The sequence below is a fragment of the Streptomyces sp. NPDC057271 genome (assembly GCF_042668715.1).
GTDB lineage: Bacteria > Actinomycetota > Actinomycetes > Streptomycetales > Streptomycetaceae > Streptomyces.
Genome location: NZ_JBHUYJ010000040.1, coordinates 31374 through 45011, shown reverse-complemented (window position 1 = coordinate 45011; position 13638 = coordinate 31374). Strand labels below are relative to the sequence as shown.

General features: G+C 73.0%; 10 protein-coding genes and 1 pseudogene. 3 read left to right on the top strand and 8 right to left on the bottom strand.

Annotated features, from left to right (window positions below; genetic code table 11):
* Positions 1 to 277: 277 nt before the first annotated feature.
* Positions 278 to 1282 carry a lytic polysaccharide monooxygenase gene (locus tag ACFUJR_RS19885; protein ID WP_383179083.1) on the top strand — a complete coding sequence of 335 codons (1005 nt, stop codon included), beginning with the start codon at positions 278 to 280 and terminating at the stop codon, positions 1280 to 1282.
* Here ACFUJR_RS19885 and ACFUJR_RS19880 read toward each other — a convergent pair.
* From ACFUJR_RS19880 to ACFUJR_RS19865, 4 genes and pseudogenes are all read right to left on the bottom strand, one after another.
* Positions 1279 to 2142 carry an esterase/lipase family protein gene (locus ACFUJR_RS19880; RefSeq protein ID WP_383179080.1) on the bottom strand — a complete coding sequence of 288 codons (864 nt, stop codon included), beginning with the start codon at positions 2140 to 2142 and terminating at the stop codon, positions 1279 to 1281. The two genes, ACFUJR_RS19885 and ACFUJR_RS19880, sit on opposite strands and share 4 nt — an antisense overlap.
* Positions 2143 to 2388: 246 nt before the next feature.
* Entirely contained in the window at positions 2389 to 3348 is a 960-nt protein-coding gene (locus ACFUJR_RS19875) for a hypothetical protein (RefSeq protein ID WP_383179077.1), read from the bottom strand.
* Positions 3345 to 6824, bottom strand: coding sequence for a DNA polymerase III subunit alpha (locus ACFUJR_RS19870; protein ID WP_383179086.1), 3480 nt, complete (start codon positions 6822 to 6824; stop codon positions 3345 to 3347). The genes ACFUJR_RS19875 and ACFUJR_RS19870 overlap by 4 nt, the downstream gene beginning before the upstream one ends.
* A 576-nt stretch (positions 6825 to 7400) precedes the next feature.
* A pseudogene (locus tag ACFUJR_RS19865) lies at positions 7401 to 7649 on the bottom strand (PHP domain-containing protein); the annotation flags it as partial.
* A gap of 150 nt (positions 7650 to 7799) precedes the next feature.
* On the opposite strand from ACFUJR_RS19865, the gene ACFUJR_RS19860 reads away from it, so the two are divergent.
* Positions 7800 to 8849 (top strand): DUF3533 domain-containing protein, encoded by a 1050-nt coding sequence (locus ACFUJR_RS19860; RefSeq protein ID WP_383179074.1) that lies wholly within the window; start codon positions 7800 to 7802, stop codon positions 8847 to 8849.
* Between the two features lie 41 nt (positions 8850 to 8890).
* Positions 8891 to 9772, top strand: coding sequence for an alpha/beta fold hydrolase (locus ACFUJR_RS19855; protein ID WP_383179072.1), 882 nt, complete (start codon positions 8891 to 8893; stop codon positions 9770 to 9772).
* Here ACFUJR_RS19855 and ACFUJR_RS19850 read toward each other — a convergent pair.
* The 4 genes from ACFUJR_RS19850 to ACFUJR_RS19835 form a co-directional block, all read right to left on the bottom strand.
* The gene (locus tag ACFUJR_RS19850; RefSeq protein ID WP_383179069.1) at positions 9751 to 10455 is read right to left on the bottom strand and encodes a hypothetical protein; all 705 of its coding nucleotides are present in this window, start codon (positions 10453 to 10455) and stop codon (positions 9751 to 9753) included. The genes ACFUJR_RS19855 and ACFUJR_RS19850 overlap by 22 nt on opposite strands.
* A 117-nt stretch (positions 10456 to 10572) precedes the next feature.
* Entirely contained in the window at positions 10573 to 11463 is an 891-nt protein-coding gene (locus ACFUJR_RS19845) for a S1 family peptidase (protein ID WP_383175323.1), read from the bottom strand.
* 173 nt (positions 11464 to 11636) lie between these two features.
* On the bottom strand, positions 11637 to 12491 hold the full coding sequence (locus ACFUJR_RS19840) for a S1 family peptidase (RefSeq protein ID WP_383175326.1): 855 nt from the start codon (positions 12489 to 12491) through the stop codon (positions 11637 to 11639).
* A 213-nt stretch (positions 12492 to 12704) separates the two neighbouring features.
* Positions 12705 to 13493 (bottom strand): DUF1684 domain-containing protein, encoded by a 789-nt coding sequence (locus ACFUJR_RS19835; protein WP_383175329.1) that lies wholly within the window; start codon positions 13491 to 13493, stop codon positions 12705 to 12707.
* Positions 13494 to 13638: the final 145 nt, after the last annotated feature.

The following is a 13638-nucleotide window of genomic DNA, read 5'->3' as shown; positions in this document are numbered from 1 at the left end:
CCGCTCCCCCCACAGCTATTGGGGGGTGTGGTTTTCTAGGGAAAGGGGGGAAAAAGAAAGTCGTTGGTGCCGGGTCTCTTGGGGGGGGCGTCCTCCGCCGTCCGAAGCGCTCGGACACAGCGGCGCCGGGTGCTTCCTGAGCCCCCTCTTACCTCTGCCTTAAAGGCGTCCTAAGGATCGCCGTCTCCCGCTCTCCACGGCCTTTTCCGAGGTTTCCGGCGGCTAGCTTGCTGAGCGTCCCCCCACGCCCCACCCCTCGTGAAGGAGCTGTCCCCCCATGACCTCTCACCGTTCCGCCGCCTCGGCCGTGACCGTCACCGCCGCGCTGGCCCTGTCGGGGCTCGTCGTCGGCCCGGCCTTCGCGCACGGGTCCATGACGGATCCCGTGAGCCGGGTGTCCGCCTGTTACGCGGAGGGGCCGGAGAGCCCGAAGTCGGCGGCGTGCAAGGCGGCCGTCGCGGCGAGCGGGACGCAGGCGTTCTACGACTGGAACGCGGTCAACATCGCCAACGCCGCCGGGAAGCACCGCGAGCTGATCCCGGACGGCAAGCTCTGCAGCGCCGGCAACGACAAGTACCGCGGTCTCGACCTGGCCCGTGCCGACTGGCCGGCCAGCGCCCTCGCCTCCGGGAAGCACACCTTCCGCTACAAGGGAACCGCCCCGCACCGGGGTTCCTTCGAGCTGTACGTGACGAAGGACGGCTACGACCCCTCGAAGCCGCTGAAGTGGTCGGACCTGGAGGAGAAGCCGTTCGCGACGGTGACCGACCCGCGGATGGAGAGCGGCGACTACGTCTTCGACGGCACGATCCCGAACAAGTCCGGCCGTCACCTGATCTACTCGATCTGGCAGCGCTCCGACTCCCCCGAGGCGTTCTACACCTGCTCGGACGTGGTGTTCGGGAAGGACAACGGCGGTACGACCGCGCCGACGGCGACCGCGCCGACCGACGAGGAGTTCGAGGCCGGGAAGGACGAGTCCTCCGTCGAGCACGGCGGTCACGGCGACGACAAGGCCGATACCGGGGCGAAGGAGACGGCCGCGGCGCCCGCGAGCTCCGCGCCGGCCGAGGCCACGGGGTCCGCGACCTCCGAGCCGGCCGCCTCGGAGACGGCCGCGCCCAACCAGCCCGCGGCCGCGGGTTCCGGATCGGGCGAGCGGCTCGCCGAGACCGGGGGCGACGCCACCACGCCGTACCTGGCGATGGGTGGCGCCGCCGTCCTGGCGATCGGCGCGGCCGTCCTCTTCGGGGCGTCGCGCCGCCGCGCCGGTCGTCGCTAGCCGATCACGGACAGGCAGGTGGTCCGGGTCGCGTGGGCCGGGTCGAGGGCGTTCTCGACCTCGTGGAACGTGATCCGGTCCAGCGTCCCGATCGCCACGTGCTCCGAGAGGTCGAGCGCGCACTTGTCCTGGATGACGACGTTGGTGACGTTCGGACCGTCGAGGAATCCCGACCGGTACGGGGTGACGACCTCGTCGTACTTGGTCGCGATGACGGTGTAGGTGACGCCCGGGACCGTGTCCCCGCCCGCGTTGAGCTTGGTGATGAACGGGGAGCCGGCGATCTGGTCGGCCAGGCCCGGGGTGTTCTGGGTGACGAAGTCCTCGACACCGGGGAAGTACGGCAGGAGCTTGGTGAGGCCGAGGAGGGTCGTGCCGTGGTTGTCGGGAGCGATCCCGACGAGCGCGTTGACCTTCTCGGCCCCGCCGAGGAACTTCAGGTAGTACCGCGGCATCATGCCGCCCTGCGAGTGGCCGACGAGATCGGCCTCGGCGGCGCCGGTCGCCGCGAGGACCTTGTCGACGTAGGCGTCGAGCTGTTCGGCCGACTTGTCGATGGGGCCGAGGCCGTGGAAGAAGGGCACGTTCGGCAGCTGGCCGTAGTCGAGCGAGTAGACGCAGTAGCCTCGGTTGACGAGGTACGGCGCGAGGCCCAGCCAGTTGTCGATGGAGTTCCCGAACGTGCCGTGGACCAGCACGACCGGGCGCGGGTGGGCGGCCGAGGGCTTGCAGGAGAAGTCGTTCCAGCCCCTGCTGGACGTGGTGGAGGCCTGGGCCGAGGCGGCGGTGGGGGCGAGGGTCGCGGCGGCGGTCAGCAGCAGGACCGAGAGGGCTCTGAGTGCGTGTTTCCAGGGCAGCATCGTGCGATCTCCTTGCGGCTCAAGGGAAATCTGTGACGAACGATGGCAGTAAGCCCTGCGGCCCGGACCACAAGTGGGGATGCTCTGCTTCCAGCCAAGCTACGCACGGGTAGCCTCTGCTGGGAAGTTACGCGTCGGTAAAAAGTGACTTCTCGTCAATACGGAGTATGCGTACGCCGGAAGCACGGTCCCGGCGTACGGACGCGAGCGACGGTCCGGGCGCGGTCCCGGCGTACGGGCCGGGCGTCAGGCTGCGAGCGAGCCCGGCACGATCGCCCGGGGCCCGAACTTCGCCCGCGCCCGGTCCGCCACCGCCTCGAGCCGTCGCGCCTTCTCGTCCGCCGGGTCGAAGGTCAGCTGCCGCGCGGCCCCCTCCGCGGGCGTGAGCCCTTCCGCGCGCAGCGCGACCCCCCGCACCCGGGCCCGCTGGAGCCCGAAGGAGCCGTGGATCGTGTACACGAGGGCGGCCAGCGCCGCCGAGTGCGCGGTCGGTTCGGGCAGTGTGCGCGTACGGGTGGTGGTGGACCGGTCCGCGTACCGCACGGTCACCGTCAGGGAGCGGCACACCTGCCGCTCCGAGCGCATCCGGGCACCCAGCTCCTCGGTGAGCGAGAGAAGCGCCCTGCGCTGGGCCGTCGGGTCCAGCTCGTCGTACGGGAAGGATCGTTCGGCCGCGAGCGACCGGGAGGCCGCGTTCGGTACGACCGCGGACCTGTCGGTCCCCCGGGCCCGCTCGGCGAGTTCACGTCCGGCCTTCGCGCCGACGAGACGCTGGAGCACGGCGAGCGGCGCGTCCGCGACCCGCCCGACGGAGTCGAGTCCGTACGAGCAGAGGGTACGGGCGGTGGTGCGGCCGACCCCGTCGAGCGCGGCGACCGGGCGGTCCCGCAGGAAGACGGCCGGATCCTCGACGACCCGGGTGGCACCGGGGCGCGCCTCGCGGGCCGCCATCCGGGCCAGCATCGGGTTCGGTCCGACCCCGATGACGCAGTCCACGCCGTACAGGGCGAGCGCTCTGACCCGTACCACCGAGGCGAGTTCCGTCGGGGTCCAGCCGAAGTAGCGCAGCGCGCCGCGGACGTCGGCGAGCAGGGTGTCGGGCGGACACGCCTCGACGACCGGGGTGAACTCGCCGACCAGCCCGACCAGCCGGGGAAGCATCGCCTCCCCCTGGGTTTCGAGCCGGAACCGTATACAGAGGATCATCCCGCGCTCCCCGGACTCTGGTGCCACAGCTTCCTTCCGCTGGGAACCCCTTCGCCGGCCGGTTTCAGGTCCGCCCAGGGGTTCATCTCGTATCCGGTCTCCATCGTGATCCGGCGTCGGTTGCCGGTCCCGCCCGTGCGTTCGCCGGTCTCACCGGCGCGTTCGGGCCGTTCGGACTGTTCCGGCCGTTCGGGCCGTTCCGGCCGTTCGGCGAGCCGCCCCGCCACCGCCTCCAGACCGCCGGAGGCGCGCACCTCCACCAGTTCGGCGAGGTTCCAGGCCGCGGAACCGACCACGCTGAGGCTGCGTGGGCCGCGCCGCTGCACCACGCCCCGGACGAGCAGCAACCAGGAGTGGAAGACGGTGTGGGCGCAGGCCTCGTGGGAGTCGTCGAAGAAGGCGAGGTCGACCAGGCCGGTGCCGTCGTCGAGCGTGGAGAAGATGACCCGCTTGCCGGAGCGGATCGGCGGGGTCTGGGTGGCCGCCTTGGCGCCCGCGACCAGGACCGTCTCTCCGTGCCGGGCCTCGCGCAGCCGCTTGGCGGAGACCACGCCGAGTTCGCGCAGGAAGGCGTGGTGGTCGGCCATGAGGTGGCGCGAGGCGTCCATGCCGAGGACCCCGAGTTCGGCGCTGAGCCGCTCCGACTCGTCGAGATCGGGCAGGCCGATGGGCGCGGTCTTCCGGCCCTGGGCGAGCGGGAGTTGACCGCCGTAGGAGGCGGCTCCGCGCTGGGTGCGGTGGAGTTCGGTCACATGCAGCAGCAGATCGCGACGGTTGGCGCCGAAGGCGTCCAACGCGCCGACCTGGGCGAGCCGTTCGGCCACCGGTTTGCGGGGACGGGCCCGCTCCCAGAAGTCGAGCAGCGAGGCGTAGGGCTGTCCGGCCTCGATCCGGGCACTCTCGGCCTCGCTGATGCCGTGGACGTCCGCGAGGGCGAGCCGCAGCCCCCACCGCTCCGGCACACCGGACACCAGTTCGATTCGATGGGCGGCCGCGGACCGGTTCACGTCCAGCGGCAGCACCGGCACCCCGCGCCGCCGGGCGTCCGCGAGCAGCAGCCGCTTCGGGTACATCCCCGGGTCGTGGGTGAGCAGCCCCGCGTAGAACGCCGCCGGATGGTGCGCCTTGAGCCAGGCCGACTGGTACGTGGGTACGGCGAAGGCGACGGCGTGCGCCTTGCAGAAGCCGTACGAGCCGAAGGCCTCCACGATCTCCCAGGTGCGGGCGACGACCTCGGGGCCGTACCCGCGCTCCTCCGCCCGTTGCGCGAACCAGGCCTTGATCCGGCCCTGCGACTCGGGGTGGGAGAGCCCGCGCCTCGCCTGGTCCGCCTCGCCCCGGCCGCAGCCGGTCATGATCCGTACGATCTCGATGATCTGCTCGTGGAAGACGACGACGCCGTACGTCTCCTTCAGCGCGTCCTCCAGATCCGGGTGCGGGTAGCGGACGGGCGCCCGGCCGTGGCGGGCCTCGATGAACGGACGGACCATGTCGGCGGCGACCGGTCCCGGCCGGAAGAGCGAGATGTCGACGACGAGGTCGTGGAAGGTGCTGGGCTGGAGCCGGCCGACCAGATCACGCTGGCCGGGCGACTCGATCTGGAAGCAGCCGAGGGTCTCGGTGGACTGGATGAGCCGGTACGTCGCGGGGTCGGCGGGCGGGAGCGCGTCGATGTCCGGCCGGGTGCCGGTGGCCCGCTCCACCTCGGCGACGGCGTGCGCCATGGCGGACTGCATCCGCACCCCGAGGACGTCGAGCTTGAGCAGCCCGAGGTCCTCCACGTCCTCCTTGTCGAACTGGGACATGGGGATGGGGGCACCTCCCGTGCCCTCAAGGCTGTGGGGGACCTCGCCGCTGGTGGGCACGACGGGGGTACGGGTGAGCAGCGAGGCGTCCGAGAGCAGGACCCCGCACGGGTGCATGGCGATCCCGCGGGGCAGGCCGTCAAGGGCCTCGACCAGCTCCCAGAGCCTTCCGAACCGCTCCTCCTCCTGGGCCAGTTCGCGCAGCTCGGGCAGTTCGTCGAGGGCGGCACGGGCGTCCCGGGCGCGGATGTGCGGGAACGCCTTGGCGATCCGGTCGATCTCGGCCGGGTCCATGGACAGGGCGGCGCCGACGTCCCGTACGGCATGGCGGACCCGGTAGGTCTCGGACATGGAGACGGCGGCGACCCGCTCGGTGCCGAAACGGTCGATGATCGCGCGGTAGACCTCCAGGCGGCGGGCGGACTCCACGTCGATGTCGATGTCGGGCAGCGCGGTGCGGTTCTTGGAGAGGAAGCGCTCCATGAGCAGGCCGTGCTCGACGGGGTCGGCGTGGGCGATGCCGAGGAGGTGGTTGACGAGGGAGCCGGCGCCGGAGCCCCGGGCGGCGACCCGGATCCCCATCCTCTTCACGTCGTCGACGACCTGAGCGACCGTCAGGAAGTAGGTGGCGAAGTGGTGATGGGCGATGATGTCGAGCTCGCGGTGCATCCGGTCCCAGTAGTCGCGGCGCCGTTCGTACCCGTGCAGCACCATGCCCGCGGCGGCCCGGGAGGCCAGCACGCGCTGGGCGGTGCGGCGTTCGGCACCGACGAGGGACGGCTCGGGGAAGTGGGCGGAGCCCATGCCGAGGTCGTCCTGGGGGTCGACCAGGCAGTCGGCGGCGACCGCCTGGGTCTGGTCGAGCAGCCGGTACGCGGTGTCCCGGCGGAAGCCCGCGGCCTCGACGATCCGCTCGGCGGTGGCCAGCATGTCGTTGCCGCCCTTGAGCCAGGCCTCGCCGCTGTCGAGCTCCTTGCGGGGGTCGACGGGGACGAGGCGGCGGGCGGAGTCGAGGACGTCGGCGACAGGGCCCAGGCCGGGGTCGGCGTAGCGGACGGCGTTGGCGAGGACGGGGCGGACGCCCTGCTCGGCGGCGAAGCCGACGGTACGGGCGGCGAGCCGCAGCGAGCCGGGGCCGGTGCCGGCACGGCCGTGATGGACGGCCTCCAGACGGAGTGCGTCGCCGTACCGCTCACGCCAGGGCACGAGGAGCCGGGCGGCCCGGTCGGGGCGCCCGGCGGCGAGCGCCTGCCCGACGTCGGAGGCGGGCCCGAGCAGGACGACGAGGTCGTCGCCGTGGTTGTCGTCCCAGGCCAGCAGGGGCCCGCCGGTCTCGCGGGCGTGCGCGGCGCTGACCATCCGGCAGATCGCGGCCCAACCGGCACGGGAACGGGCGAGGAGGACGGCCCGTGAGGCGGACTCGTCGACGAAGGCCCCACCCCGCACGGGCACGCGCCGCGCGGACACCTCACCCCGCCCGGGCCACCCGCCACTCACTCCACCCCCGGCCAGAGCACCCCCACCCGGGACCGCACCCCCGCGGGAGCCACCCCCACGGGACGGGCCGCCGGACGCGGCACCGGAGCCGAGGGCAGGCCGGGACGCGGCACCGGAACCGGGCACAGGCCGGGACGCGGGCCCGACCGCAGGTCCGGGCACCGGCCCGACCACAGACCCGACCGCAGCACCGGACCCGACCACCGGCCCGGAGCCGAGCGCAGGCCCGGAGCCGAGGGCAGGCCGGGACGCGGCACCGGAACCGGGCACAGGCCGGGACGCGGGCCCGACCGCAGGTCCGGGCACCGGCCCGACCCCAGACCCGACCGCAGCACCGGAACCGACCGCCGGCCCATGCGTGGCACCGGAGCCGGACGCAGACCCGGATACCGACCCGACCGCGGGCCCAGGCGCGGCACCAGAGCCGACCGCAGATCCGGACGCGGTGCCGGCCGGGACGGAGCCGTCGGCGGGCAGGGGTGCCCCGGCCGGGGGCGCGGGTGAGTGGGCGGCCACCGCGCCCGGAGCGCCAGGGCCCTCGGCGCCCGTACCGCACGGCCCCGCACCGCACGGCCCCGCACCGGGGAGACCCGTATCGGTGGCGACGGACGGGGCGGAGCCCGGCACGGCACCCGGCAGGGAGGACCCGGCCGGGTGAACGGCGGCGGACGCGTCCGGCTCCGTCCCGGCCCCAGGCGCACCCGTACCGGCCACCGACGCCCCCCGCCCGAAACCGTTCACGGCGTACACGCGCCGACCCGCGCCGCCGGCCCCCGTCTCGGGCGGGGCGATCGACAGGTCCACACCGAACAGCGGACGCACACCCGCCGCCTCGCAGGCCTTCGCGAAGCGGATCACGCCCGCGACCGTGTCGCGGTCCGTGAGGGCGAGCGCGTCCATACCCCGCTCCGCCGCCCGCTCCGCCAGCCGCTCAGGGTGCGACGCGCCGTACCGCAGGGAGAAGCCCGATGCGGTGTGCAGATGCGTGAACCCCGGCATGCAGACCTCCCGCATCAATTCGCACGTACGTTCCCACCCCCCTCTTCCTCACCATAGACCATTTCGAACGTCCGTACGATACGCCGCGCACCTCATCCGTTCAGCCCCGTCCCACCTGCACAAACACCCCTCTCCCCCGAGCGTGGGGGCATGAGCTTCGTCGATGAACTGAAGAGTGCCGTCACCCCCCGAACCGCCCTGCTCGTCGTCGGTGTCTTCGCCCTCCAGCTCCTGTTCATCGCCTCGTACGTCGGGGCGCTCCACGACCCGAAGCCGAAGGACGTCCCCTTCGGCGTGGTCGCGCCCCCACAGGTCTCCGCCCAGCTCGTGGGGCAGCTGGAGAAGCTCCCCGGCGAACCGCTCGACCCCCGGACCGTCACGGACGAGGCCGAGGCCCGGGACCAGATCCTGAACCGGGAGATCGACGGCGCCCTCCTGGTGAACCCGGCCAGGAACACCGACACCCTGCTCGTCGCCTCCGGCGGCGGCACCGTGCTCGCCTCCGCCCTGGAGTCGCTCTTCACCCGGGTCGAGGGGCTCAACCAGCGCACCGTCCGAACCGTCGACGTCGCCCCCGCCTCCCCGGAGGACTTCGACGGCCTCTCCGCCTTCTACCTCGTCGTCGGCTGGTGCGTCGGCGGCTACATCTGCGCCGCGGTCCTCGCCATCAGCGCGGGCGCACGGCCCGCGAACCTCGAACGCGCCCTCATCCGGCTCGGGGCCCTCGCGCTCTACGCCATCCTCGGCGGCCTGGGCGGCGCGGTCATCGTCGGCCCGATCCTGGGCGCCCTGCCGGGCAGCGTCGCGGCCCTTTGGGGCCTGGGCGCCCTCGTCGTCTTCGCGGTCGGCGCCGCCACGCTCGCCCTGCAGTCGCTCTTCGGCATCGTCGGCGTCGGTCTCGCGATCCTGCTGATCGTGGTCGCGGGCAACCCGAGCGCCGGAGGCGCCTTCCCGCTGCCGATGCTGCCACCGTTCTGGAAGGCCATCGGCCCCGCCCTGCCCCCGGGCGCAGGCACCTGGGTGGCGCGCTCGATCGCGTACTTCAAGGGCAACGACGTCACCGTCTCGCTCCTGGTGCTCTCCGCCTGGGCGGTCGTCGGCACCGCGATCACCCTGGTGATGTCCTCGCTGAAGCGCAGGCCCGGGACCGAGCCGACCCCCGAGGACCTCGGTGCCGCGGGCGGCGCCGCCGCCCTCTGAGCCCTGTGTCAGCGCGTACAACGGCCCTAGGCTGTCCGGCCATGGGGAAGCATGTGCGCACCGACGACGGCCGCCTGCTGCTGGCCGAGGAATGGGGGAACCCCTCGGGGACTCCCGTACTGCTCCTGCACGGCACACCCGGCAGCCGGCTCGGCACCGCGCTGCCCGATCTCGCCGACCGCCATCCCGACATCCGGTTCTTCGCCTACGACCGTCCGGGGTACGGGGGTTCGGACCGGCTCCCCGGACGGCGGGTCGCCGACGCGGCCCGGGACGCGGCGGCCGTCGCGGACGCGCTGGGGGTGGGGCGGTTCGCCGTGGTCGGGCGGTCCGGCGGCGGGCCGCACGCGCTCGCCTGCGCGGCGCTGCTGCCCGACCGGGTCCGGGCCGCCGCGGCGCTGGTGAGCATCGCGCCCCCGGACGCGGCGGGGCTCGACTGGTTCGCCGGCATGACCCCGTTCAACGTGCGCGAGTACGGCCTGGCGACCGAGTCGCCCGAGTTGCTCGACGCGGACCTCGCCGCCCGTGCCGCGGACATCCGGCGGGACCCCGAGCACCTCGTCGAGGATCTGCGGGCCGAGCTCTCCGACCACGACCTGCCGATCGTCTCCGATCCCGCCGTACGCGCCACGCTTCTGCGCACCTACCGCGAGGCCCTCGGCGCCTCGCACCACGGCTGGACCGACGACTGTCTCGCCTTCACCCGCCCCTGGGGTTTCGACGTCTCCGCCGTCGTCGTCCCCGCCCTCCTCTGGCACGGACTCGACGACGCCTTCTCCCCGCCCGCCCACACCCGCTGGCTGGCCGGACGGATCCCCGGAGCCACGCTCGCCCTGGAGCCGGACGCGGGTCACTTCGCCGCCCAGTACGCGCTGCCGGCCGTGCTCGAGTGGATCCGGGCTCAAGAAGGCGGCGGCAGATAGCCGGCGGAACGGGCGCCCTTGAGGCAGCTCATGATCCGCTCATGGCTGTCGCCGACCGTGTCCACGACCCGCACGCGCATATGAAGGGCGTCGACCTCGTCGACGAAGCGGCGGGAGAACGCGCCCATCAGAACGGTCTCGTACGTCCCGGTGCCCACCAGAGGGAACGTCCCGAAGGTGGGGATCTGGAAGTCCTCGCCCGCGACGAGACCGGCCGCCGTCAGCGTCGCCACCGCCCCCGGAACGTCCGTCCACGGGGTCGAGACAGGGTCGGTCTCCCCCGCGAGCACGACTCTGCACTCGTACTTCTCGATCACCGCCGTGTACTGGCCGCCGTTGTAGACGCCGGTCCGCCACTCGGCGGCGTTCCCCCGCAGCGTGCCCGTCGTCCAGTCGCTCCGCCAGCCCAGGTAGGGCCGTACGGTACGGGCGTACTGCGCCCGCGCGAGAACGGCGGCCGCCGCGACCGCGAGGAGGCTGCCCAGCGGCTCCATGTCCAGGAGCTGCAGCCGCCACGGCCAGTCGGTCCTGGCCTCCTCCGTCATGTTGGCGCGGACGATCTCCCAGCCCAGGACGGCGGTGAGCAGGCAGAGCAGCACGATCGGGGCCGTGTAGAGCAGGCGGCTGCGCCGGACCCTGCGCTGGGCGTCGCCGGGTATCGGCCCACCGGGCTGGACGGTCACTTGCTCTCCCCCACCACGAGTCCCTGCGTCTGGCCCCGGCCGTGCCACGGCCGGGGCCAGACGCCCGATGGGATCATGGTGCTACGGAGAACGGGCCTCCGCCTAGGCCGTTTCGGTCTAGAACACGTTGACGCCGTACGCGTTCAGCGCCTCGGTGACCGGCTGGAAGAAGGTCGTGCCGCCCGAGGAGCAGTTGCCGCTGCCGCCTGAGGTGAGGCCGATGGCGCGGCTGCCGGAGTAGAGCGGGCCGCCGGAGTCGCCGGGCTCGGCGCAGACGTTGGTGCGGATCATGCCGTAGACGACGTCTCCGCCGCCGTAGTTGACGGTGGCGTTGAGGCCGGTCACGGAGCCTCTGTGGGTGCCGGTGGTGGATCCCCGACGGGTCACGGACATGCCGATCGTGGCGTTGGCGGCGCTGGTGATGTCCACGCCGCCGACCGTGCCGGGCTTGGAGATGCTGTTGTTGGTGTACCGGACGATGCCGTAGTCGTTGGTCGGGAAGCTGGAGCCCGCGGTGGAGCCGAGGACGGTCGTGCGGCCGGAGTTGGCGTACCAGGTGCCCGCGCCGTCGGTGCAGTGCCCGGCGGTCAGGAAGTAGTAGTTGCCCGCGCTGTCACGGACGTTGAAGCCCAGGGAGCAGCGCCAGCTGGAGGCGTAGACGGCGTCGCCGCCGGAGATCAGCTTGTTGAACTTCCCCGGGGTCCGCTCGATACGGATCGCCCCGGCGTTGGCGCCGGCCTGGCGCTTGATCTCGGCTATCTCGGCCTTCGACACGGTGGAGTCGGCGGTGACGACAAGGGTGTTGGTGGCCTGGTCGACGTGCCAGGCCGTGCCGGCCACGTCGGCGGTCAGCACGGCGTCGCCCGCGGCGGAGAGCTGCGACGCGCTGAAGGTCTGGGCGGTGTCGGCGCTCGCGGTGGGGATGGCGACGGTGGCCGCGGCGGCGAGACCGGTGGCGACGGCGAGCAGACGGATGGATCTCGTGGGGGTGGTGCGCTTGGTCCTCACTTCTCGTTCCTCCAGAGGGGAATCGGGGGCCCGCCGTGGGGGGCGGACCCGTGAGGCGCGGCCAGGGGCCGGCGCTGTGGGGGAGTCTCGGGCCGCCCGGCCGGGCGCCGCAAGGGCGCCTTTCGGCCGTGCGGCCCTCAACTACCTTGCCGAGAAGCAGAGTTGATGGTTGGTCAGTAGAGACTGACGCGGTACTTGGCGAGGGCCTCGGGCACCGGCTGGTAGAAGGTCGTGCCGCCGCTCGAGCAGTTGCCGCTGCCGCCCGAGGTGAGGCCGAGGGCCTTGGTGCCGTCGTAGAGCGCGCCGCCGGAGTCTCCCGGCTCGGCGCAGACGTTGGTCTGGATCATGCCGCGCACCGTGCCGCCGCCCGAGTAGCGGACGGTGGCGTTGAGGCCGGTGACCGTGCCGCTCCGCGTGCCGGTCGTGGAGCCGGAGCGCTTGACGGACTCGCCGACGTAGGCGTCGGCGGCGGTGTAGCCGCCGGGGTGGGCGAGTGAGGCGTTGTCGTAGCGGACCAGGGCGTAGTCGTTGCCGGGGAAGCTGGACCCGGTGGTGGGGCCGATCAGCGTGGACTGGGCGGAGTTGGCGTACCAGGTCTTGACGACGTCGCCGCAGTGACCGGCGGTGAGGAAGTAGTACGTGTTGCCACTGCGCACGTTGAAGCCGAGCGAGCAGCGGTAGCCGTTGCCGTAGATGGCGTCGCCCGGTCCGAGCAGCGGCTTGAAGACGCCGGGCGTGCGCCGCACCGTGAGGGCTCCCGCGTCGGTGCCCGCGGTCCGGCGGATGGTGGCGATCTCGGCGTCGGAGACGGTGGAGTCGGCGGTGACGACGACCCGGCCGGCGGCCCGGTCGACGTACCAGGCCGTACCGCCGATGTCGGCCTTGAGTACGGCGGCGTCCGCGCGGGCGAGCTGGGCGGCTCCCGCGGGGCCGGGGGCGGGGGCCGCGTGGGCGCCGGGCAGGGCGAGTGCGATGACGGCCGCCAGTCCGGCCGTGACGGCGAGCACTCTGGTGGGCTTGATTCTCACTGGTCTCCTCACTGACTCTCCTCGTGGGAAAAGCGGAGGGGCCTGGTGGTGCGGGCCCATGCGCGGTGAGCGGGATGATGTGTCCCTGACACGCACGGCTGAGATGGTGGCCCACGGTGCCCGCGCGCACAAGACCGCGGACCGAACGGCGCCCGCCGCCGGTGCGGCCGCGGGCGCACCCGCGTGCCCCGTCGAGCGGAGGAAGAGCCCGGGTCAGGCCTCGACGAGCCGCCGCTCCCCGACCGGCACTCCGGTGTCGAGGGTGTTCCCCGGGGGCGGGAAGGGGCAGATGAAGTGGTCCGCGAAGGCGCAGGGCGGCAGCAGCGCGCGGTTGAAGTCGACCGTCACCGAGCCGTCCGCGGCGGGCGCGGGCGGACGCAGGAAGCGGAATCGGTAGCCGGCACGGCCGCTGGTGGCGTCGGCGAAGACCGCCCACAGCGTGCCGTCGTCCTCCACCGCGACCTGGAGCGTGTGCTCGACGCCACGGAGTTCGAAGGAGAGCTCACCGGCGAGGCCGAGTCCCCGCTCCTTCCCGTCGGCGTTCTCGACCCGGACGTTGCGCGACTCCTCGTACGCCCGGAAGGTGCCGGGCACCACCCAGCGCTCGTCGTACGGCGTGGCCTCGATGCCCCGGAAGGCGCGGCGCGCCGCCGACTCGGGATCGAAGTCCCGTACCGCCCAGAGGCCTTCGCGGCGCAGGACGACGAGCCGCCGCCCGGCGGACTCCGCCCGGGACTCGTGGATCGGGGCGTGGTCGGCGGTCAGCCGGACGCTGCCGATCAGAGGCTTGCCGTCGACGGTGACCGCGTCCTCGGCGCCGGCCGTGAGGACCACCTCGTCGCCGTCGTCCAGCCACCGCCCGGGAACGGCCGGAATCCGACCCTCCGGGTAGTCGGAGAGCCAGTACGTGCCGGTGAGGGAGAGCGGCCCGTACGACGAGGAGACCGCCGCCGTGCGCTGCTCGTGCCAGTGCTGCCAGTCCTGCTGGGGATCCGTGCTCATGGCGTTCAACCCTTCCATACGGGCTCGGGAAGCCCGGACGCGACGCTCGCAGGGGCCACGCGAAGGCCGGGAGTCGGGGCGTCCACAGGTCGCGCAGGAGCGCCGGCGCGGTCGCGTCGCCCTGCCGAGGGAGAGGCCGCTGGGT